20 protein-coding genes are annotated in these 22,039 nt (G+C 72.0%); 7 read left to right on the top strand and 13 right to left on the bottom strand.

Annotated features, from left to right (window positions below):
- Positions 1-436 precede the first annotated feature (436 nt).
- The 5 genes from ABD347_RS08485 (at position 437) to ABD347_RS08465 (ending at position 4,429) form a co-directional block, all read left to right on the top strand.
- A complete protein-coding gene (locus tag ABD347_RS08485) occupies positions 437-1,411 on the top strand; it encodes an ABC transporter ATP-binding protein (protein WP_344358562.1) in 975 nt (324 codons plus the stop codon).
- Complete coding sequence (locus tag ABD347_RS08480) at positions 1,408-2,301, top strand: ABC transporter permease (RefSeq protein WP_344358459.1); 894 nt, start codon at positions 1,408-1,410, stop codon at positions 2,299-2,301. Before ABD347_RS08485 ends, ABD347_RS08480 begins: the two co-directional genes overlap by 4 nt.
- Positions 2,298-3,209 carry an ABC transporter ATP-binding protein gene (locus ABD347_RS08475; protein ID WP_344358456.1) on the top strand — a complete coding sequence of 304 codons (912 nt, stop codon included), beginning with the start codon at positions 2,298-2,300 and terminating at the stop codon, positions 3,207-3,209. The genes ABD347_RS08480 and ABD347_RS08475 overlap by 4 nt, the downstream gene beginning before the upstream one ends.
- 16 nt (positions 3,210-3,225) lie before the next feature.
- Positions 3,226-3,945, top strand: coding sequence for an ABC transporter permease subunit (locus ABD347_RS08470; protein WP_344358453.1), 720 nt, complete (start codon positions 3,226-3,228; stop codon positions 3,943-3,945).
- 103 nt (positions 3,946-4,048) lie between these two features.
- On the top strand, positions 4,049-4,429 hold the full coding sequence (locus tag ABD347_RS08465; RefSeq protein WP_344358570.1) for an SGM_3592 family protein: 381 nt from the start codon (positions 4,049-4,051) through the stop codon (positions 4,427-4,429).
- On the opposite strand, the gene ABD347_RS08460 is transcribed toward ABD347_RS08465, so the two are convergent.
- On the bottom strand, positions 4,426-5,694 hold the full coding sequence (locus tag ABD347_RS08460; protein ID WP_344358450.1) for a CynX/NimT family MFS transporter: 1,269 nt from the start codon (positions 5,692-5,694) through the stop codon (positions 4,426-4,428). The two genes, ABD347_RS08465 and ABD347_RS08460, sit on opposite strands and share 4 nt — an antisense overlap.
- A 46-nt stretch (positions 5,695-5,740) precedes the next feature.
- Positions 5,741-6,421 carry a FadR/GntR family transcriptional regulator gene (locus tag ABD347_RS08455; RefSeq protein WP_344358447.1) on the bottom strand — a complete coding sequence of 227 codons (681 nt, stop codon included), beginning with the start codon at positions 6,419-6,421 and terminating at the stop codon, positions 5,741-5,743.
- A 110-nt stretch (positions 6,422-6,531) separates the two neighbouring features.
- On the opposite strand from ABD347_RS08455, the gene lpdA reads away from it, so the two are divergent.
- On the top strand, positions 6,532-7,935 hold the full coding sequence (gene lpdA, locus ABD347_RS08450) for a dihydrolipoyl dehydrogenase (RefSeq protein WP_344358444.1): 1,404 nt from the start codon (positions 6,532-6,534) through the stop codon (positions 7,933-7,935).
- A 159-nt stretch (positions 7,936-8,094) separates the two neighbouring features.
- Here the strand turns inward: lpdA and ABD347_RS08445 are convergent, their stop codons facing one another.
- From ABD347_RS08445 to ABD347_RS08405, 9 genes are all read right to left on the bottom strand, one after another.
- The gene (locus ABD347_RS08445) at positions 8,095-8,925 is read right to left on the bottom strand and encodes an HAD family hydrolase (RefSeq protein WP_344358443.1); all 831 of its coding nucleotides are present in this window, start codon (positions 8,923-8,925) and stop codon (positions 8,095-8,097) included.
- The gene (gene serS / locus ABD347_RS08440; protein WP_344358441.1) at positions 8,922-10,199 is read right to left on the bottom strand and encodes a serine--tRNA ligase; all 1,278 of its coding nucleotides are present in this window, start codon (positions 10,197-10,199) and stop codon (positions 8,922-8,924) included. The genes ABD347_RS08445 and serS overlap by 4 nt, the downstream gene beginning before the upstream one ends.
- Before the next feature lie 637 nt (positions 10,200-10,836).
- The gene (pheA, locus tag ABD347_RS08435) at positions 10,837-11,772 is read right to left on the bottom strand and encodes a prephenate dehydratase (protein WP_344358438.1); all 936 of its coding nucleotides are present in this window, start codon (positions 11,770-11,772) and stop codon (positions 10,837-10,839) included.
- A gap of 34 nt (positions 11,773-11,806) precedes the next feature.
- Entirely contained in the window at positions 11,807-13,045 is a 1,239-nt protein-coding gene (gene efeB / locus ABD347_RS08430) for an iron uptake transporter deferrochelatase/peroxidase subunit (RefSeq protein ID WP_344358435.1), read from the bottom strand.
- A gap of 7 nt (positions 13,046-13,052) precedes the next feature.
- Entirely contained in the window at positions 13,053-15,116 is a 2,064-nt protein-coding gene (locus ABD347_RS08425; RefSeq protein WP_344358433.1) for a copper resistance CopC/CopD family protein, read from the bottom strand.
- Positions 15,117-15,138: 22 nt separating this feature from the next.
- A complete protein-coding gene (locus ABD347_RS08420) occupies positions 15,139-15,594 on the bottom strand; it encodes a copper chaperone PCu(A)C (protein ID WP_425575605.1) in 456 nt (151 codons plus the stop codon).
- Positions 15,591-16,277 carry an SCO family protein gene (locus ABD347_RS08415; protein ID WP_344358430.1) on the bottom strand — a complete coding sequence of 229 codons (687 nt, stop codon included), beginning with the start codon at positions 16,275-16,277 and terminating at the stop codon, positions 15,591-15,593. The genes ABD347_RS08420 and ABD347_RS08415 overlap by 4 nt, the downstream gene beginning before the upstream one ends.
- A 33-nt stretch (positions 16,278-16,310) precedes the next feature.
- On the bottom strand, positions 16,311-17,036 hold the full coding sequence (locus tag ABD347_RS08410) for a YcnI family copper-binding membrane protein (RefSeq protein WP_344358428.1): 726 nt from the start codon (positions 17,034-17,036) through the stop codon (positions 16,311-16,313).
- Between the two features lie 82 nt (positions 17,037-17,118).
- Positions 17,119-17,907, bottom strand: coding sequence for a hypothetical protein (locus ABD347_RS08405; protein ID WP_344358425.1), 789 nt, complete (start codon positions 17,905-17,907; stop codon positions 17,119-17,121).
- 234 nt (positions 17,908-18,141) lie between these two features.
- Here ABD347_RS08405 and ABD347_RS08400 point away from each other — a divergent pair, with 234 nt between their 5' ends.
- Positions 18,142-18,594, top strand: coding sequence for an ATP-binding protein (locus ABD347_RS08400; RefSeq protein WP_344358422.1), 453 nt, complete (start codon positions 18,142-18,144; stop codon positions 18,592-18,594).
- A gap of 63 nt (positions 18,595-18,657) precedes the next feature.
- On the opposite strand, the gene ABD347_RS08395 is transcribed toward ABD347_RS08400, so the two are convergent.
- Both ABD347_RS08395 and ABD347_RS08390 read right to left on the bottom strand, forming a co-directional pair.
- Positions 18,658-20,121, bottom strand: a complete 1,464-nt coding sequence (locus ABD347_RS08395; protein WP_344358419.1) for an aminopeptidase P family protein — start codon at positions 20,119-20,121, stop codon at positions 18,658-18,660.
- 149 nt (positions 20,122-20,270) lie between these two features.
- Positions 20,271-21,785, bottom strand: coding sequence for a PP2C family protein-serine/threonine phosphatase (locus tag ABD347_RS08390; RefSeq protein ID WP_344358556.1), 1,515 nt, complete (start codon positions 21,783-21,785; stop codon positions 20,271-20,273).
- Positions 21,786-22,039 lie beyond the last annotated feature (254 nt).

Genomic DNA, 22,039 nt, shown 5'->3' with positions numbered 1-22,039 from the left:
CCTCGGCGCACGCGTACGCCAGGCGCTGCACCTCCCTGAACCCGCGCAGCTCCCCGTCCCGTGCGGTCATCGGGGAGACCGAAGAACCCACTGAGGCCATGCCACCCGCCCGTCCAAGCCGTTGCCATGCGTGCCGGCGCGCCTGTCGACCCGCCTGCCGACGCGCCTGTCGCCGGGCACGCCCCCTGCATGTGTCGCTGTACGTGTCGCCGCACGTGTCGCCACGCGTGCCGTCCGTCATCGCAAAAGTGACACTGATGAATGTGACAATGTCCGGCGGCTGCGTCAAGAGCCGTGCGGCGCCTGTGGAAGACCGCGACTAACCGCGACTCGGGTGCGAGGCCCCTACGGGCTCCTACTCCTCTGGACGGACATGGATCCAGCCGCCTGGTCTGACGTCCGGTGTGGCCTGGGCCACTACCGTCGTAGCGTGACTGTGATCGCGACCGAAAGCCTCAGCAAGCGGTTCCCCCGGGTGACCGCTCTCGACCGGCTCTCCCTGGACATCGGGCCCGGTGTGACCGGACTTGTGGGTGCCAACGGAGCCGGCAAGTCCACCATGATCAAGATTCTGCTCGGCCTGTCCCGCGCCACCGAGGGCCGGGCCGAGGTCCTCGGCCTCGACGTCGCCACCAGCGGCGCCGCCATCCGTGAGCGCGTGGGCTACATGCCCGAGCACGACTGCCTGCCGCCCGACGTCTCGGCCACCGAGTTCGTGGTGCACATGGCGCGCATGTCCGGACTGCCGCCCACCGCCGCGCGGGAGCGCACCGCCGACACCCTGCGCCACGTCGGGCTGTACGAGGAGCGCTACCGCCCCATCGGCGGCTACTCGACGGGCATGAAGCAGCGGGTGAAGCTCGCCCAGGCGCTGGTCCACGACCCGAAGCTGGTCCTCCTCGACGAGCCGACCAACGGCCTGGACCCGGTCGGGCGCGACGAGATGCTGGGCCTGATCCGCCGCGTCCACACGGACTTCGGCATCTCCGTCCTGGTCACCTCCCACTTGCTGGGCGAGCTCGAACGCACCTGTGACCACGTCGTCGTCATCGACGGCGGCAAGCTCCTGCGCTCCAGCTCCACCAGCGACTTCACCCAGCTCACCGCCACCCTCGCCGTCGAGGTCACCGACACCGACGCGCACCCCGACGGCACGGCCGCCCTCCGCGAGGCGCTCACGGCGGCCGGGATCACCCTCCACGCGCGCGTGGAGGACGGTATGCCGGGCGCCGGCCACGTCCTGCTGCTGGAGGCGACCGGCGAGGACACGTACGACCTGGTGCGCGACGTCGTCGCCGGCCTCGGACTGGGCCTCGTACGGATGGAACAGCGCCGCCACCACATCGCCGAGGTCTTCCGCCCCGGGCCGGAATCGGCCGCCGCCCAGCCGCAGGAGGTGCGGACCCGATGAGCACTCCCACGCCCCGCGCGGAGACCCGTATCCACAACATCGGGTACCGCGACTACGACGGCCCCCGGCTCGGCCGCGCCTACGCGCGCCGCTCGCTGTTCTCGCAGTCGCTGCGCGGCGCCTACGGACTGGGCCGCAGCGCCAAGTCCAAGGTGCTGCCGATGATCCTGTTCGCGGTGATGTGCATTCCCGCGCTGGTCGTCGTCGCGGTCGCCGTGGCCACCAAGCTGAAGGACCTGCCGCTGGACTACACGCGGTACGCGATCTTCACTCAGGCCGTCATCGGCCTGTACCTGGCCTCGCAGGCGCCCCAGTCGGTCTCGCGCGACCTGCGGTTCAAGACCGTACCGCTGTACTTCTCCCGCCCCATCGAGCGCGTCGACTACGTCCTCGCCAAGTACGGCGCGATGGCCGCGGCCCTGTTCATCCTGACCGCGTCACCACTGCTCATCCTCTACATCGGGTCACTGCTGGCGAAGATGGACTTCGTCGACCAGACCCAGGGCTTCGCACAGGGGCTGGTCTCCGTGGCACTGCTCTCGCTGCTCTTCGGCGGGATCGGCCTGGTCCTCGCCGCGCTGACACCGCGCCGCGGCTTCGGCGTCGCCGCCGTCATCGCCGCCCTCACCATCTCCTACGGTGCCGTCTCCACCCTCCAGGCCATCGCCTGGAGCACCGACTCGCTGGGCGCGGTCCCGTGGCTCGGCCTGTTCTCCCCCATCACCCTCATCGACGGCGTACAGACCGCCTTCCTGGGTGCCACGTCGTCCTTCCCGGCCGAGGCAGGACCGGGCGTCGGGCAGGGCGTCGTCTACCTGCTGGTCATCCTCGCGCTCGTCGCGGGCTCCTACGCCGTCCTGATGCGCCGCTACCGAAAGGTCGGGCTGTGACCACCATCGACATCGACCACGTCTCGCGGTGGTTCGGCAACGTCGTGGCCGTCAACGACGTCTCCATGACCATCGGACCCGGCGTGACCGGGCTGCTCGGCCCCAACGGCGCCGGCAAGTCCACCCTGATCAACATGATGGGCGGCTTCCTCGCCCCCTCCAACGGATCCGTCACCCTCGACGGGCGGCAGATCTGGCGCAACGAGTCGGTCTACCGCCACATCGGCGTCGTGCCCGAGCGGGAGGCGATGTACGACTTCCTCACCGGCCGCGAGTTCGTCGTCGCCAACGCCGAGTTGCACGGACTGGGCGCCGCCGAGGCGCGGAAGGCCCTGGCCACGGTGGAGATGGAGGATGCGCAGGACCGTAAGATCGCCACGTACAGCAAGGGCATGCGGCAGCGCGTGAAGATGGCCTCGGCCCTCGTCCACGAGCCGTCCGTACTGTTGCTGGACGAGCCGTTCAACGGCATGGACCCGCGTCAGCGCATGCAGTTGATGGACCTGCTGCGGCGGATGGGCGCGGAGGGCCGCACGGTCCTGTTCTCGTCGCACATCCTGGAGGAGGTCGAGCAGCTCGCCTCCCACATCGAGGTGATCGTCGCCGGGCGCCACGCGGCGAGCGGCGACTTCCGCCGCATCCGGCGTCTGATGACCGACCGGCCGCACCGCTACCTCGTGCGGTCCAGTGACGACCGCGCGCTCGCGGCCGCGCTGATCGCCGACCCGTCCACGGCCGGCATCGAGGTGGACGTGACGGAGGGCGCCCTGCGCATCCAGGCGGTCGACTTCGCGCGCTTCACCGAACTGCTGCCACGGGTCGCCCGCGAACAGTCCATCCGGCTGCTGACGGTCTCGCCCTCGGACGAGTCCCTCGAGTCGGTCTTCTCCTACCTCGTCGCGGCCTGAAGGGAGCCTTACGACCATGTACAACCCCACAGTCGCCCGGCTCACCTACCGGGCCCTGCTCGGCCGCCGCCGGGCCGCCATCCTCTTCGTCCTGCCCGGGCTGCTGCTGCTCATCGCGGCCGCCGTCCGGGGCTTCAACGGGGCCGACGACCAGATCGCCGCCGACGTCCTGGGCGGGTTCGCGCTCGCCACGATGGTGCCGCTGATCGGTGTCATCGCCGGGACGGGTGCGATCGGGCCCGAGATCGACGACGGTTCGATCGTCTACCTGCTCGCCAAGCCGGTGAAACGGCCGACGATCATCTTCACCAAGCTGATCGTGGCCATCGCCGTGACCATGGTGTTCTCGGCGGTCCCCACGTTCCTGGCCGGGATGATCCTCAACGGCAACGGACAACAGGTGGCGGTCGCCCACACCGTCGCCGCGCTCGTCGCCTCGATCGCGTACAGCGCGCTCTTCCTGCTCCTCGGCACGGTCAGCCGCCACGCGGTCGTCATCGGCCTCGTGTACGCGCTGGTGTGGGAGGCGCTGTTCGGCAGCCTCATCGCCGGGGCCAAGACCCTCAGCGTCCAGCAGTGGGCCCTGGCCGTCGCCGAGAAGGTGACGGGTGACGGGCTGGTCGCCTCGGACGTGGGTCTGCCGGCCGCGGTGGCGCTGCTGGCGGGTGTGACGGTGGCGGCGACCTGGTACGCCGGCCAGAAGCTGCGGACGCTGACGCTCGCGAGCGACGAGTAGTCCACGAAAGGAAAGGGCCCTCCACGCGCGTGGAGGGCCCTTTCCGTCCTTCACACCGGTTTGACGGTCCGGTGGGCACACTTGCCGTACGGAGGAGGCACCCATGACCGCTGACCACGAGTCCGGGGACGGCCGGAACCGGAACGTCGACCGGAACGACCGGAACGACCGGGACGACCGGGACGACCGGGACGACGTCGAGCTGGACACCGACTTCATACGCTCCGCGGGGACGACCGAGCCCTCCGCCCGGGCCCGGATGCTGGCCGCGCGCTGGCGCGGCCGGCCCCCCGAGCCGCAGCCCTGGCGCTCCGACGAGCCTCCGGCGGGCTGGTTCTTCAGCCGCGCCCGCCGACGCGGACGGCGCCGCCGCAAGGACCGCGACTGGTCGCGCGTACCGCCACCGGCCGCGCGTAACCGGACCGGCCGCTGCGTACCGGGACCGGCCGCGCGGACCGCGCCCACCTGCAAAGACCGCGACTAGACCTTGCGGTCGCGCGCCGCCAGCAGGCCCACCGCCAGGGCCGCCGCGCACACGCCGAGGACCAGGGCGATCGGGACCGTCCACCCGCCGGTCGCCTCGTGCACCGCGCCCGCCACCAGCGGGCCCGCGGCCGCCAGCAGGTAGCCGACCGTCTGCGCCATCCCCGACAGCCGCGACGCGGTCACCGCGTCCCCGCTGCGCAGCACGATCAGCGTCAGCGCCAGGCCCACGGCGCCGCCCTGGCCGACACCGAGCACCGCCGCCCACAACCAGGCGCCCGTCACGGGGGCGACCATGAGCCCCACGTACCCGGCCGCGACCAGGGAGGTCACCAGCGCGACCAGCGGCCGCTGATCACGCATCCGGCCGGCCAGCAGAGGAACCAGGAACGCGCCCGCCACCTGGATGAGGTTGTTGAAGGCGAACACGACACCGGCCGTCGAGGGGCTCATGCCCTGGTCGGTGAAGATGGTCGGCATCCAGGCGATCAGGACGTACGACCAGAGGGACTGCAGGCCCATGAAGAGCGTGACCTGCCAGGCCAGCGCCGAGCGCCACACACTGCGGCCGGTACGGGGAGTCCCCGGCACCACCCGCACCTCGCGCCCCGTCCGCCCCCGGGTGATCAGCACCTGCGGCAGCCACGCCACCGCCGCCACCGCCGCGAGCAGCGACCAGAACGCCAGCGACGCCTCCCAGCTGCCGCCGAACGCCCGCTCCAGCGGCACGGACGAGGCCGCCACCACCGTCGCGCCCGCGATCATCGCGCCCGTGTAGACGGACGTCATGGACGCGGCCCGGTCGGGGAAGTCCCGCTTGATCAGTCCGGGCATCAGCACGTTGAGCAGCGCGATCGCCGTGCCCACCAGGACGCCGCCGCCGTACAGCGCGTACACGGAGGGCAGCACGCGTACGAGGATGCCGGTGGCCAGCAGCAACAGCGCGCCGAGCAGCACCTGTTCGGTCCCCAGCCGCCGTGCCAGCCACGGCGCGACCAGCGCGCCCACGCCGAGGAACAGCACCGGCACGGACGTGACCAGCGAACTGGCCGTCGACGACAGCCCGAAGGCCGCGCTGATCTCGCCGACCAGGGGGGACACGCTCGCCAGCGCCGCGCGCATGTTCAGCGAGGCCAGCACGATCCCGACGAGCAGCAGCACCGGATGGGCGAGCAACGCCCGCCGCGCGGCGGCGCCCCGGGGGGAGGGCCGGACATCGGCCTCCGCGTCGAGGAGAAGCAGCCGATCGGATTCCGGGCGTGCCACGTTCACAGCACCTTTCTCGTCAACGTACGTACAGCGGAAGGAGGGTTCAGCGGGTGGTGGCGACGATCGCCCGGACCGCCTCCATGGGCGCGCGCAGCAGCTCCCGCACCGCGTCCCCGGCCGCTTCCGGGTCGCCCGCCTCGATCGCCACGACCAGCGCCTCGTGCGCGTCGAGGTCGATGGCGGGCATCTCGTGGTCGCCGAGCGACTCGACGAGGCTCTCGTGCACCTGCACGGAGAAGAACCGGTACACCTCGGTGAACGCGGCGTTGTGCGTGGCCTCGACCACCGCCCGGTGGAAGGCCAGGTCGGCGTCCGCGTCCCGGTCGCCCTCCTCACGGAGGGTCGCGAGCGCGGCGCGCAGCCGCAGCAGGTCGTGGGTGTCGCGGCGGGCGGCCGCGAGCCGGGCCGCCTCCGTCTCCAGGGCGATCCGCAGTTCCAGGACGTCCAGGGCGCCGGCGGCGCGGACGGTGCGCAGCACGGCGGCGGGGTCGGCGGTGGAGCGGACGAACGTGCCGTTGCCCTGCCGGGACTCCAGCAGGCCGGCGTGGACCAGGACGCGGACGGCCTCGCGGACGGTGTTGCGGCCCACCCCGAGCTGTTCGGCGAGCTCGTGCTCGGTCGGGATGCGGTCGCCGACCGTCCATTCGCCGTGCGTCAGCTGGTCCCGGAGCTGATCGACGACCGCGTCGACGAGGGAGGTCCGTCCCGCGGCCTTCAGCACCATGTGTCCACTGCTCCATTCCGCCTATTCGCCCGGTTGCCCAGTCATCCTACAACTTGCCGCCAGGATTACTGTGGGCACGTCCGCACGCACTCACACCCTGGGAGCACGCCATGTCAGACCGCTTCGACGTCGTCGTACTCGGAGCAGGCCCCGGCGGATACGTCGCCGCCATCCGCGCCGCCCAACTGGGCAAGCGCGTCGCGGTGGTCGAGGAGAAGTACTGGGGCGGTGTCTGCCTGAACGTCGGCTGCATCCCCACCAAGGCCCTGCTGCGCAATGCCGAGCTGGCCCACCTCTTCACCCATGAGGCGAAGACCTACGGCATCAAGGTCGACGGCCAGGTCTCCTTCGACTACGGCGAGGCGTTCCGGCGCAGCCGCACGGTCGCGGACGGGCGCGTCAAGGGCGTCCACTTCCTGATGAAGAAGAACAAGATCACCGAGTTCACCGGCCGGGGCACCTTCCTGGACGCGAACACGATGCGGGTCGCGCTGACCGACGGCACGGAGACGACGATCTCGTTCGACAACTGCGTCATCGCGACCGGTGCCACACCCCGCCTGCTGCCGGGCACACGGCGCAGCGAGCGTGTCGTGACGTACGAGGAGCAGATCCTCACCGACGACCTCCCGCGCTCGATCGTGATCGCCGGCGCCGGCGCGATCGGCATCGAGTTCGCGTATGTGCTGCACAACTACGGCGTGAAGGTCACCATCGTCGAGTTCCTCGACCGGATCGCGCCGCTGGAGGACAAGGAGGTCTCGGCCGAGCTGGCGAAGCAGTACCGCAAGCTCGGCATCGACGTACTGACCTCCACGCGGGTGGAGTCGATCGACGAGTCCGGCGCCCAGGTGCGGGTCACGGTGACCGGCAAGGACGGCAAGCAGCAGGTGCTGGAGGCCGACAAGGTGCTCCAGGCGATCGGCTTCGCGCCGAACGTCGAGGGGTACGGCCTGGAGAACACGGGCGTGCGGCTCACCGAGCGCGGGGCGATCGACGTCGACGGGCGTTCGCGCACGTCGGTTCCCCACATCTACGCGATCGGTGACGTGACGGCGAAGCTGATGCTCGCGCACACCGCCGAGGCCATGGGCGTGGTGGCCGCCGAGACGCTGGCGGGCGCCGAGACCATGGAGCTCGACTACCCGATGATCCCGCGCGCCACGTACTGCCAGCCCCAGATCGCCAGCTTCGGCTGGACGGAGGAGCAGGCGCGGGAGAAGGGCTTCGACGTCAAGGTCGCGAAGTTCCCGTTCATGGCGAACGGCAAGGCGCACGGCCTGGGCGACACGACCGGGTTCGTGAAGCTGATCAGCGACGCGAAGTACGGCGAGATCATCGGCGCGCACCTGATCGGACCGGACGTCACGGAGCTGCTGCCCGAGCTGACGCTGGCCCAGCAGTGGGACCTGACGGTGCACGAGGTGGCCCGGAACGTCCACGCCCACCCGACGCTGGGCGAGGCGGTCAAGGAGGCCGTGCACGGGCTCGCGGGCCACATGATCAACTTCTGAGTCCGCCAGCGGTACGGGCCGGACGGCGCGGCACCCCGGTCGGCCGGTGGTGCCGCGCTCCGGTCGGCCGGTGGTGCCGCGCCCTGGTCGGCCGGTGGTGCCGCGCTCCGGTCGGCCGGTGGTGCCGCGACCTGGTCGGCCGGTGGTGCCGCGCTCCGGTCAGCCGGTGGTGCCGCGCCCCGCGTCCGGGCCCAGCAGCTGCTCCAGCACCACCGCGATGCCGTCCTGGTCGTGGGACGCCGTGACCTCGTGGGCGACGGCCTTGAGGTCATCGTGCGCGTTGGCCATGGCCACGCCGTGGTGCGCCCAGGCGAACATCGGGATGTCGTTCGGCATGTCGCCGAACGCGATGGTGTCCGCCGCCTTCGCGCCCAGCCGGCGGGCCGCCAGGGACAGGCCCGTCGCCTTGGTCAGGCCCAGCGGGAGGATCTCCACGACGCCCGCGCCCGCCATCACCACGTCCACGAGGCCGCCGACCACCTGCCGGGCGGCCAGGGCCAGGGCGTCGTCGTCCAGCTCGGGGTGCTGGATGTAGACCTTGTTGAGTGGGGCGGACCACAGGTCGGCCGGGTCCACGTAGGGGACGTACGGCAGCGGGCCCTCCTGGACCCGGTAACCGGGGCCGACCAGGACCTCGCCGTCCAGACCGTCCCGGCTCGCGGCGAGGGCCAGCGGGCCGACCTCGGCCTCCAGCTTGGACAGCGCCAGGCCCGCGAGCTGGCGGTCCAGGGTCACGGACGTCAGCAGCCGGTGCTCGCCCGCGTGGTAGACCTGCGCGCCCTGGCCGCAGACGGCGAGGCCGTCGTACCCCAGGTCGTCCAGGATGTGGCGGGTCCAGGGGACGGCGCGGCCGGTGACCACGATGTGCGCGGCGCCCGCCGCCGTCGCGGCGGCGAGCGCGTCACGCGTGCGCTGCGAGACCGTGCCGTCGGAACGGAGCAGCGTCCCGTCGAGGTCGGTCGCGATCAGCTTGTAGGGGAACGGGGTCACTTGGAGACCGGCTCCAGCACTTCCCGGCCGCCGAGGTAGGGGCGGAGGACCGGGGGGACCCGCACGGAGCCGTCGGCCTGCTGGTGGTTCTCCAGGAGCGCGACGATCGTGCGCGGCACGGCGCACAGCGTGCCGTTCAGGGTGGCCAGCGGCTGGACCTTCTTGCCGTCGCGCATCCGCACCGACAGGCGCCGCGCCTGGAAACTGTCGCAGTTCGACGCGGACGTCAGCTCGCGGTACTTGCCCTGGGTGGGGATCCAGGCCTCGCAGTCGTACTTGCGCGAGGCGGAGGCGCCGAGGTCACCGGTGGCCACGTCGATCACCTGGAAGGGCAGCTCCAGAGCGGTGAGCCACTGCTTCTCCCAGTCCAGCAGCCGCTTGTGCTCGGCCTCGGCGTCCTCGGGGACGACGTACGAGAACATCTCGACCTTGTCGAACTGGTGGACCCGGAAGATACCCCGGGTGTCCTTGCCGTACGTGCCGGCCTCGCGCCGGTAGCACGGCGAGAAGCCGGCGTACCGCAGCGGCAGCTTCTCCGCGTCGAGGATCTCGTCCATGTGGTACGCGGCCAGCGGCACCTCGGACGTACCGACCAGGTAGTAGTCGTCCTTCTCCAGGTGGTACACGTTCTCGGCGGCCTGGCCGAGGAAACCGGTGCCCTCCATGGCGCGCGGGCGGACCAGCGTGGGCGTCAGCATGGGGATGAACCCCGCCTCCGTCGCCCGGGCGATCGCCGCGTTGACGAGGGCGAGCTCCAGCAGCGCGCCGACGCCCGTCAGGTAGTAGAAGCGCGAGCCGGAGACCTTGGCGGCGCGTTCGACGTCGATGGCGCCCAGCGCCTCGCCGAGCTCCAGGTGGTCCTTGGGCTCGAAGCCCTCGGCGCCGAAGTCGCGGACGGTGCCGTGCGTCTCCAGCACGACGAAGTCCTCCTCGCCGCCGACCGGCACGTCCTCGTGGACGATGTTGCCGAGCTTGAGCAGCAGCCGCCTGGTCTCGTCGTCCGCCTCGTTCTGGGCGGCCTCGGCGGCCTTGACGTCGGTCTTCAGCTGCTCGGCCTTCCGCAGCAGCTCCGCGCGCTCCTCCGGGGACGCCTTGGGGATCAGCCTGCCGAGCCCCTTCTGCTCGGAGCGGAGTTCGTCGAAGCGGACGCCGGACGACCTGCGCCGTTCATCGGCGGAGAGCAGGGCGTCGACGAGGCCGACGTCCTCTCCACGGGCGCGCTGGGAGGCGCGAACACGGTCGGGGTCCTCACGGAGCAGGCGAAGGTCAATCACCCCACCAGGCTACCGGTGCGGGCTTGTGTCACCCCAGCCGATATGCCGGACGTGCCATGCGTGTCACTTTGACCGAATTGCAGGAGTTTATCCCTGGAAAAGCTCACCGGAATTCCGCGCTCCCGTCTCTCGCGCCCGCGAAAGGGAACGGCCCCTGCTGTCCGGCCGACTCTCCCACGGCGATGTTCGAGTCGCGTTGTCCACAGAAGCCGGTCGCCTCGGCGAGTTATCCACAGGCTGTGCGAATCCGCTGTGGACTCAGTAATTGATCAATCCGTTTGCCGGGCCGTCACTCTGGATTCCCCTGTCAAACCCTGCCCATCCACTCATTCGGGTGGGAAATTCTCGCTCTAAGGAGTTGATCGGCGGAATTGAGGTGACACGGCCCCTGTGCCGCACTCCGGGGCGACCTGGGGTGGCTGGAGCGATTTGTCGACCCTGTCCGGTTGTGTTGTCGACTTGTCCCCAGGTCGAGAAGCAGCCCTGTGGATAACTTCTGTGGACGTGGACGTGGACGTGGACGTGGACGTGGGCGTAGACGTGGACGTGGGACGTGGGCGTGGGCGTGGGCGTGGGCGTGGACACGGACAGGGGCACGGACCTGAACCTGACGTGGACGCGGACGGCGGACGTACGGTCAGGCCCGGCCGTCCTGGCACCGGGCCAGCCAGTCGGACGCCGCCGTGAACTCCTGGTCGGAGGTACCGGTACGCGGCGGGGTCACGTCCTCGGCGGTCGCGCCCGCCCGCGGGTACGAACCCAGGAACCGGACGTGCGCGCAGATCCGCTTCAGGCCCATCAGCGCCTCGCCGACCCGCCGGTCCGAGATGTGTCCCTCGGCGTCGATGGCGAAGCAGTAGTTGCCGATGCCGGCGCCCGTCGGCCGCGACTGGAGCAGCATCAGGTTCACCCCGCGCGCCGCGAACTCCTGGAGCAGCTCCAGCAGCGCACCCGGATGGTCCTCGCGCTGCCAGATGACCACCGACGTCTTGTCCACCCCCGTCGGCGCGGCCGGCCGGGCCGGGCGGCCCACCAGCACGAACCGGGTCTCCGCGTTCTCGGCGTCGTGGATCTCGCGGACCAGGGCCTCCAGCCCGTACGTCGCCGCCGCGAACTCGCCCGCGAACGCCGCGTCGAACCGCCCCTCCTGCACCAGCCGCGCACCGTCCGCGTTCGAGGCGGCCGACTCCCACACGGCCTCGGGCAGGTGCGCCCGCAGCCAGTTGCGCACCTGCGGCTGCGCGACCGGGTGACCGGTGACGGTCTTGATGTCGGACATCTTGGTGCCCGGCCGGACCAGCAGCGCGAACGCGATCGGCAGCAGCACCTCGCGGTAGATCATCAGCGGCTCGCCGGACGCCAGCTCGTCGAGGGTCGCGGTCACCCCGCCCTCCACCGAGTTCTCGATCGGCACGAGAGCGGCGGCGGCCTCCCCGTTGCGCACGGCGTCCAGCGCCGCGGGCACCGAGACCATCGGCACCAGCTCCCGCGTGGCGGCTTCCGGGAGCGTGCGCAGGGCGGCCTCGGTGAAGGTGCCCTCGGGACCGAGATACGTATAGCGAGTGGCCGACATACCGGTCACCCTAATGCGCCGGAAGCCGCTCCGGTCATGCCTCCAGCAATCGCTGTCCCACGTACTCGCCCTCACCCGGCCCGCCCGGTACCGCGAAGAGGCCGCTCGCCTCGTGCCGGATGAACGGCGACAGCGCGTCCCCCCGGTCCAGCTTCCGCTGCACCGGCACGAACCCCCTGCGCGGGTCGGCCTGCCAGGCGATGAACAGCAGTCCCGCGTCCGGCGTCCCGTCCGTCCCGATGCCGTCGTGGAACGAGAACGGGCGCCGCAGCATCGCCGCGCCACCGTTCTGCTCCGGCGCCGAGATGCGCGCGTGCGCGTTGTCGGGGACGACCAGCTTGCCGTCCGGACCCGTCCTGTCCAGGTCGATCTCCGTCGTCTCACCGCCGCCCGTCAGCGGCGCACCGTCCGACTTCCGGCGCCCGATGACCCGCTCCTGCCGCTCCAGCGGCAGCTTCTCCCAGTCGTCCAGCAGCATCCGGATCCGGCGGACGACGGCGTACGAGCCGCCCGCCATCCACGGCTGGTCCCCGCCCGCCGGGACGAAGACCCGCTCCTGGAAGTCCGGCTCGGACGGCTTCGGGTTGCGCGTGCCGTCGACCTGGCCCATCAGGTTGCGCGCGGTCATCGGCTGCGCGGTGGCGCCCGGCGAGCGGTTGAAGCCGTTCATCTGCCAGCGCACCTTCGCGGCCGCGCCCGCCTCCTTCTGCACGGCGCGCAGCGCGTGGAACGCGACGAGCGCGTCGTCGGCGCCGATCTGCACCCACAGGTCGCCGCCGGACCTCCTGGCGTCCAGCCGGTCGGAGGAGAAGGCGGGCAGCGGGTCCAGCTCCGCCGGGCGCCGGGCCACCAGCCCCGTCCGGTCGAAGAAGGAGGCGCCGAAGCCGAACGTGACGGTCAGGGAGGACGGCCCGGCGTCCAGGGCGACCCCGGTGTCCCCGTCGCCGGCCGGCTCGCCCGCCATCAGCCGCTCGGCCACCGCCGACCAGCGGCGCATCAGCGCGGTGGCCTCCTTGCGCCCCGCCCCGGGCGCCAGGTCGAAGGCGACCAGGTGGCCGCGCGCCTGCAGCGGCTGGAGGATGCCCGCCTGGTGCGTGCCGCGGAACGGTACGGCGGTCGAGCCCACCGTCGCCAGAGCCGTACCGGCGGGTCCGGCGGCGGTCGCGTAGGTCGCGGCGCCCCCGGCCGCGCCCAGCGCCAGCCCGGCCGCGCCGGCCGCGCCGACGGTGCCCAGCAGCTTGCGCCTGGAGATGTCGAGGTTCTCGGTGCTCACGGTCAGGTCAGCCGATCTTCACGTTCTTGTCGATGGTGGTCTGGTCGATGTCGGACGTCCGCACGGTCACCTGGAGCTTCCACTCGCCGGGCATCGGGATCCGCACGCCGGCCGAGGTCCAGTGCCCGGCGGTGACCCGGTCGGGTACGACGGGCAGCGGCCCGATCTGCTGTGACTCCAGGGTGAAGGACACCTTCAGCTCCGGTACGTCCAGGGGCCGCCCGCCCGGACCGTCCACGTACACGTGCATCGCGTTCCCGCCGGAGCGGCCGGGGGCGAGGGTGAGCCGTACGGCGCCCTTGCCGTTCACACCGCCCGTGTCGAACGGCATGGTCAGGTCGAGGGGCCGGTCCGGTACGGCGGCCCCGGCCGGCGCCCGCGTGCGCCCGGCCTCCTCCTCCGTACGGCCCGGCTCGGTCGTCGTCAGGACGGTCGTCACGGCGAGCAGCACCACCGCGACGCCCGCCTCGGCCAGCACGGAACGCCGCAGCCCGGCCCGCCCGGGGTCGGCGTCACGGGCACGCCTGACGCGGGCGGTGGCGAGGGCGGCCCTCTGGCGGGCCAACTGGGCGGCGCGCTCCGCGGGCACGCCGCCGGACCCGCCCCCGGCCGCCTCGTCGGACCGGGTCTCGCGCACGCCGCCGGACCCGCCCCCGGCCGCCTCGTCGGACCGGGTCTCGCGCACGTCACCGGACCCGCCCTCGGACACGTCGCCCGGCACGCCGCCGGACCCGCCCTCGGCCTCGGACCCGTCCTCGGACCCGGCCTCGCGCACGCCGCCCGGCTCGGTGACGGGCTCCGCGGGCACGCCGCCCGGCCCGTCCGCGTCCGCCGTCTCCGCCAGCCGCCGCGTCCACCTCCGCGAGAACCACGCCACCCCGACCAGGACGCCCACCAGCCCCACCTTGAGCAGCAGGAGCCTGCCGTACGCCGTGCCGGTCAGCGCCGACCAGGAGCCGACCTGCCGCCACGACTGGTAGATCCCGGTCACGGCCAGCACGGCCACGGAACCGAACGCGACACGGGAGAAGCGCCGTACCGCCGACCGCTCGATGGACGGCTCCCGGTACAGCGCGACCAGCAGCGCGGCCAGCCCGCCCAGCCAGGCGGCCATCGCCAGCAGGTGCAGGATGTCGACGGGCATCGCGATCCCCGGCTGGAGCCCCGCCGAGGCGTGCTCCGACAGCGCCCACGTCCCCGCGATCCCGGCCGCGACCACCGTGCCGCCGATCGCGAGGCCGAACATCAGGTCCTTCTTCTCGCTCTCCTCCTCACGCCTGGTGTAGGCACCGAAGAGCACCGCCACGAAGAGCGCCGCCGCGCCCAGCAGCAGCAGCCGCGAGACGAGCGCGGCGCCGGTCTTGGTCTCCAGGACGGTACCGAGCGCCGTCAGATCGAAGGCCTCGGCGAGCTTCCCCGACCCCGTGTAGGGCGCCCGCAGCAGGAGCAGCGCGAGGGTCGACGCCGTCAGCACCACCCACCCGCGCACCACGAGCCGCTGGAGCGGCCGTACCGTCGCCCCGCGCGGCCAGCAGGCCAGGACGAACGCGGCGCCGCCCACGAGCAGGACGAAACCGCCGTAAGAGACGTACCGCCCGATCCCGTAGAGCGCTCCGACGACTCCGCCGCCCGCCTCCTGCTCCGGCAGCGCGACGGCGGTCTGCGACGGGGCGCCGATCGAGAAGGTGAACGCGCCGGAGATGGGGTGGCTGTCGGCGGACACGGCGCGCCAGGCGACGGTGTACGTGCCGTCCGGCAGCCCGGCGTGCAGGTCCACGCCGTACTTGACGACCGCCCCCGCGCACAGGTCGCGCAGCTCGCCGGTGTCGGCACGCTTGCCGCTCGGCTCCAGGACGCGGATCGCGTCCTCCCCCATGGCGACCTGCTCGGAGAAGGTGAGCGTGACGCCCTTGGGAGCGGTGGCGACCACCGCCCCGTCCTTCGGATCGCTGCCGGTGAGCGCGGCGTGGGCGCTCGCGGTGCCGGAGAGCACGGTGCCGAGCAGCGCCGCGGTGGCCAGGATCAGCCACAGGACGTGGGCGGTTCCGAAGCGCGGGGCGGTGGCCGTCATGGTGTGTCAGTCCCCCGGGTGCCTAGTGCTTCGACGGGTTGTGGGTCGCGGCCTCCACCGGGAGGTCGACCGTGATCGGGCCGGACTTCTCGAAGTGGAGCTCTATCCGCACCTTCTCCCCCTGCTCCGGCCGGTTCTTGATGGCCATGAACATGATGTGGTTGCCACCGCGTTCCAGCTTCAGCTCACCGTTGGCGGGGATGTCGAGGGACTTCACCTGCCGCATCTTCTGGTCCTTCGTCTCGTGGATCTGGACGTCGTCGGAGAGCGGGCTGGTGACCGAGGTGAGCTTGTCCGCCGCGTCGCCGTTGTTGGTGACGGTCAGGAAGCCGCCGGCCATGTCGCTCACCGGCTGCGGCATGAAGGCGCCGGCCACGTCGAGCTCGGGCCCGTCGGCGGAGGAGCAGCCGCCCAGGGCCATGGCCCCGGCGAGGGCCACGGCGGTCGACAGGGCGGTGAGGGTGGTGCGGCGGGTCACGGGTTCTCCCCCTTGATGATCTTCGGCAGGTCCTTCGCGTACTCCTTCGCGGTGGTGTCGTCGTCGAAGATGACGTACCCCTGGTCGGTCCTGGGCGAGAACGCGATCACCTGTGCGCCGTGCATGGAGACGACCGAGCCGTCCTTCTCCTTCTTCGGCGGGTCGATGCCGATGCCCATCTGGCGCGCGCCCGCCTGGATGGTCGGGAAGTCGCCGGTGAGCCCGGTGAAGGATGGGTCACCGGCGCCGGGCAGCCACTTGGCGAGCTCGGCGGAGGTGTCCCGCTCGGGGTCGGTGGTGACGAAGACGACCTGGAGCTTGTCCCGGTCGGCCTTGGGGAGTTCCTTGTATGCCAGGGCGATGTTGCTCATCGTCAGCGGGCATACGTCGGGGCAGTGGGTGTAGCCGAAGTAGATGAGCGTCGGCTTGCCCTTGGTCCGCTCCCGGAGGTCGTACGTCTCGCCCTTGGTGTCTTTCAGGACGAGGTCGGGCTTCTCGAACGGCCGGTCCAGGACGGTCGCCGCCTTGTCCGGCGACGCCTCGACGGACATACCGGTGGCCGAGGTGTCCTCGTCGCCGCCGCACGCCGACAGGGTGAGCGCCGATACGGCGACGAGGGCGGCCGCGAGTACGCGGGTACGGCGGCGCGGCCGGGACCGCTCGCCGGTCTTCTGGAAGTGCATGTGCTTCTCTCTCGGGTTTTCGGGGGGCGGCCGTCAGGCCGAGCGGCGGCGTCCGGCGAGGACACCGAAGGCCACACCGGCGGCTCCGACCAGGATGCCGACGACGCCGAGGACCCGGGCGGTGGTGTCGCCGGAGCCGGCCGTCGCGGCTGCCTTCTCCTGCGCGCCGTGGCCCTTGTCGTCCGTCCCGGCGGCCGTGGCGCCACCGTGGTGGTCGTCCGTCGCCGCGGAGAGCTTCAGGACGGGAGCGGGGGTCTGGGGCTCGGGGGCGCCGTCCTCGGGCACCTCGATCCAGCGCACGACCTCCTTGTTGTCGTACGTCTGGAGGGCCTTGAAGACGAGCCTGTCGGCGTTCTCCGGGAGGCGGCCGAGGGAGACGGTGAACTGCTGGAACTCACCGGGGGCGATCTTCGAGCCGGTGGCGGTCCAGGTGATCTTCGTGGCCGCCTCGGTGATCTTCTTGCCGTGCACCTCCAGCGGCTTGTCCAGCTTCGCCTTGGTGACCTCGGCCTTCCAGCCCGGAACCGGCTGCGTCGAGACGGAGGCGAGGGGGTGCTCGGCCGGGAGGGCCACCTCGAGCTTCACCGTCGAGGCGTTGTCGCGCTCGTTCGGCACCTTGAAGTTCACCGTGGCGTACCCGCCCTTGGCGGCCTCGCCCTGGGGCTCCACGCTGACGTGCGCGAAGGCGGAGCCGGAGAGCAGGACGACGGAGGAGACGGCGAGGCCGCCGGCCAGGGCGGCACGGGAAGAGACGTTCATGACGGAACACACTCCACAGGGTCGGAAAGTGGACGCGTGCGCACGGGCGCACCACGGCGTCACTCCCGTCGAGTGCGCCGTGTCAGGCTGCGAGGGCGTAGAGCAGTACGGCCGGGGGGCCGCGCCTGATCACCGTGTGCTGGAGTGCTTCCGCCCCGGCGGGCGGCGGGGGGTCGTCCTCGGTACGCGGCGGCCTCGGCCCGCCCGCGGGCAGCGCGGGCAGCCCGGCCACCAGAGCGCGTACGAGGGTGAGGGAGGCGCGCAGCGACCGTACGAGCGCGCCTTCGGCGACTTCGGTGGCACCGCGCGCCGACAGCCGGCCCAGCTTCAGCAGGGCGAGGTCGCCGCGCCGCAGCAGCCAGCCGGTCGCGACGGCGGCCAGCAGGTGCCCGAGGAGCATGGGCAGGCCGGGCCACAGTCCGGTGGCGGGCTCCGCCACGTGCCCCGCGTGTCCCGCGTGGGCGACGGCGGTGGCCGGGTCCAGCCCGGCGCGGGTGACGATCCGGTGCGCGTCGGCGGGGCTGAGCGACGACGCGCCCGCCCCGCACACCAGTTTGGCAGCCATCCGGATCAGCACGTCGTCCGCCCGGTCGCCGATACCCACCGTGAGCTGCTGTCGCTGTCCGAGCCCGAACAGCGCGTGCAGGCCGAGCTGGCCGCCGGCCAGCGCCGTGGCGATCACGGGAAGCGAGCGTTCGCGCCCGGCGAACGGCACGACCGACACGAACACGCAGAGGAACCCGAGGGCCAGCGTCCACCACGGGACGGTCTCGCAGGCCGCGAGCACATGTCCCAGCGCGGACAGCACGAGGCAGACCGCGGTGAACACCGCGGCCCTCAGCAGCCGCGGACCAGCGGAAGGGGCAGACATGGCCGAGCCATCATCGCACTGCGCCCCTTCCCTCCACACGGCAGGTCCGGAAGGTCACCGTTTCGCCGCCGGAGTCCGCATGACCCGGACAGAGTGCGACACACGCCGACATACACCGGCGTACGGGCTACGCATATCCGCCGAACGGGGGCCGCCGCGTCAACGCGGGGCTTACCGCACACAAGTGGGGGCAATACGTAACGGTATGTCGAGCCGCAGCCAGGAGGCTGGAGCATGAGCATCTGGTGGTCTCTCCATTTGCGGCGCGAGGCTGCGAGCGTTCCGCTCGCCCGTCGCCTCCTTCTCGGCACCATGGAGACCGCGGGCGTGGACCCGGAGATCTCCTACGACCTGTCCCTCGCCCTCACCGAAGCGTGCGCCAACGCGGTGGAGCACGGCGGTCGGACGGAGACGGGGGACGTCTCCGCGGAGTACCGCGTGACCGCGTACCTGGACGGCGAGAAGTGCCGTATCGAAGTGGCGGACTCGGGCCCCGGCTTCCCCGCCGGACCCGCCCCGGCGGCCCCCGAGCCGGCTCCGGAGGCCGAGGACGGCCGAGGCCTGCGCCTCATCGAAGAACTGGCCGACCACGTCCACTTCGGGAACAGATCGGGACGCGGCGGCGCGGTCGTGAGCTTCGACAAGATCGTCAAGTGGCGTACGGGCGCCCCGCTCGTGGCCTCCTGACCCACACACCGAGAGGCCCCCCGCCGGGATACCGGCGAGGGGCCCGGGGCCGGGCGCGGAGCGTCAGCCCCTCAGGCCCGCCATCCACGTCTCGACCTCGTCCGACCGGCGCGGCAGCGCGGCCGACAGGTTCCGGTTGCCGTCCTCCGTGACCAGGATGTCGTCCTCGATCCGGACACCGATGCCCCGGTACTCCTCCGGCACCGTCAGGTCGTCCGACTGGAAGTACAGACCCGGCTCGACGGTCAGGCACATGCCCGGCTCCAGGACGCCGTCCACGTACGTCTCGGTCCGCGCGGCCGCGCAGTCGTGGACGTCCATGCCGAGCATGTGACCGGTGCCGTGCAGGGTCCAGCGGCGCTGGAGGCCCAGCTCCAGGACCTTCTCGACGGTCAGGTCGCCGAGCAGGCCCCAGGACACCAGGCGCTCGGTCAGCACCCGCTGGGCGGCGTCGTGGAAGTCGCGGTACCTGGCGCCCGGCTTCACCGCCGCGATGCCCGCCTCCTGGGCGTCGTACACGGCGTCGTAGATCTTGCGCTGGAGCTCGGTGAAGCGGCCGTTGATCGGCAGGGTCCGCGTCACGTCGGCCGTGTAGAGGGTCGTCGTCTCCACGCCCGCGTCCAGCAGCAGCAGCTCGCCGGAGCGGACCGGGCCGTCGTTGCGCACCCAGTGCAGGGTCGTGGCGTGCGGTCCGGCCGCGCAGATGGAGCCGTAGCCGATGTCGTTGCCCTCGACGCGGGCCCGCAGGAAGAAGGTCCCCTCGATGTACCGCTCGCTGGTCGCCTCCGCCCTGTCCAGGACCCGGACGACGTCCTCGAAACCGCGCGCGGTCGAGTCGCAGGCGCGCTGGAGCTCGCCGATCTCGAACTCGTCCTTCACCAGGCGCGCCTCGGAGAGGTACACCCGCAGTTCCTCGTCGCGCTCGGCGGTGACCTTGTCGGTCAGGGCCGCCTCGATGCCCGCGTCGTGGCCGCGCACGTTGCGCACCGGGCCGGTGGCCTCGCGGAGCGCGGCCGGCAGCTCGCGCACGTCCTTGGCCGGGATGCCGAGCAGCTGCTCCGCCTCCGAGAGGGAGTGCCGGCGGCCCACCCACAGCTCGCCCTGGCCGTCCAGCCAGAACTCGCCGTTCTCCCGGTCGGAGCGCGGCAGCAGGTAGATCGTCGCGTCGTGGCCGCCGGACTGGGACGGCTCCAGCACCAGCACGCTGTCGTGGGTGTGGTCACCGGTGAGGTACGCGTACTCGGTCGACGGGCGGAAGGCGTACTCCGTGTCGTTGGAGCGGGTCCTCAGGTTGCCCGAGGGGATCACCAGCCGCTCGCCCGGGAAGCGCTCGGACAGCGCCGCGCGGCGGGCGGCGGTGTGGGCCGCCTGCGGGATGGGCTCCAGACCGCGCAGTTCGGTGTCGGCCCAGCCGGACTTCATGTTCTCCGCGAGCTCGTCGGACACGCCCGGGTACAGGCCGTTCTTGCGCTGCTTGATCGGCTCGTCGGTCTCTTCCGGGGTCTCCGGGATGAGCTCTTCGGCCACGGGTCCGCCTCCTGATCAGTACGACACTCGACCTCCCCCACGCCCTCGGATGTCGGGCAGGGGGGATCTCCCCGGGCTCCCGGCTTCCCGCGAGCAGGGGGGACCCTCATCATCGTACGGTCGTACGGAGGACCGGCCAGGGGCTTATGTCACTCGAAGCGGGCGGCCAGCACCACCACGTCCTCGTCCCCGGAGCCGCCGTCCGGCAGCACCGTCCGCAGCACGTGGTCGGCGACCGCGCCGGGGTCCGGGCGGTCCGCCCTGGGTACGGTCGTCGCGGCCGCGTGCAGCCGCGCGAAGGCCCGGTCCATCGAGTCCCCGGTACGCCGCAGCAGTCCGTCCGTGTAGAGGAGCACCGTCTCGCCGGGCTCGGGGGCGATCTCCACGCTCGGCGCCTCCCAGCAGGCGAGCATGCCCAGCGGGGCCGACAGGGAGGTCTCGACGAACTCGGTGCGCCGCTCGCCCACGATCAGCGGCGGTGTGTGCCCCGCCCCGGCCAGCACGATTCTGCGGCGCGCCGGCTCGGCGTAGGCGAAGAGCGCGGTGGCCGACCGGGCCGGCTCGGTCAGGCGCAGCAGCAGTTCCAGGTCGGAGAGGACGGCGACCGGGTCCTCGCCCTCCATCACCGCGTACGCCCGCAACGAGGCGCGCAGCCGTCCCATCGCGGCCAGCGCGCTCGGGCCCGCCCCGGACACCGACCCGACCGCCAGGCCGAGCGCGCCCTCCGGCAGCGGCAGCGTGTCGTACCAGTGGCCGCCGCCCCGCGGTCCGGTGCGGTGCCGGGCGGCGAGCCGGACACCCGGCACCCGCGGCAGCCGGCTGGGCAGCAGTTCCTCGGCGATGGTGGCCAGCCTGGCGCGGCCCCGCTCCAGCTCCACGAGCCGGGCCAGGTGCTCGGCGGCGTACCGCCCGTAGAGGCCGACGAGGTGGCGCCGTCCTTCGGCCGGCTCGGCGGGCTCGTCGTACAGCCAGACGGCCGCGCCCAGCCTCCCGGCCGTCTCGGTGACGAGGGGGACGGCGTAACTGGCGGCGTAACCGAGGCGGGCGGCGACCTCGCGGTGGCGCGGATCGAGGCCCTCGTCGGCGAACAGGTCGGGGACGGCGACGGCGACGGGGCCGGGCCGCCGGCGCTCGGCGAGGGGTTCGTCGGGGAGGTCGTCGAGGATGCGGCCGTAGGAGGTGGCGCTGCGCGGCACGGTCTCGATGGTGCCGAGGTCGGCGTGGGCCAGGCCCAGGCCGATGGTGGTGGTGGGACCGAGACCGTCGGCCGGTTCGAGGACGGCCATGCCGCGGCGGGCGCCGACGAGCGCGGCGCCCGCGCGGAGCACTTCCCGGAGGGCGTCGTCGACGGTGCCCGTGCGGGCGAGGCGCTCGGTGAGTTCGTGCAGCGTGGTGAGGTCGGAGACCCAGCCCGCCAGCTTGTCCTGGATCATCGTGCCGGGTGCGACGGACGGGGCCGGGAGGCCCGGCAGGGGCTCCGCAGTGTGCGCGGGCGCCGGAACAGTTGGATCGATTCCAGCCACTTTCGGCAGGTGAGGGGCGCTCATGGCAGTCGGTTCTTCGACGGGCGCGTTTCGCTGGATAGCATCGCAAACCCCCATGTCAATCTGCGCCGCTGTCACTGCAACCACATCTACACGCACAAGTGAGGAGATGTCCAGCACTGTCACGGCTTGGGCGCGCGGTATTTACGTGAGCCACAACTTGGCTCAAAAATGCCCCCCATGGACAGGATTTGCGGTCGACTGAGCCCCGTTCGAAAAGGGGCACCCCCCGGAGGCGGCGTCGGTGGACGCGGTCCGAGGGGGCGTCGTTCCGAGCCGGCTGGGTACGTACACGGTGTCGGCCAGGGGGAGTTGGGGCGATCCGGGAACCCGGTGGGCAGCCCTGGCGTCCTTGACGCCGAAGGCTGCGCCCC

Origin of the sequence: Streptomyces gobitricini, assembly GCF_039532985.1 — a bacterium.
Lineage (GTDB): Bacteria > Actinomycetota > Actinomycetes > Streptomycetales > Streptomycetaceae > Streptomyces > Streptomyces gobitricini.
This window is presented reverse-complemented; position numbering and strand designations above follow the sequence as displayed.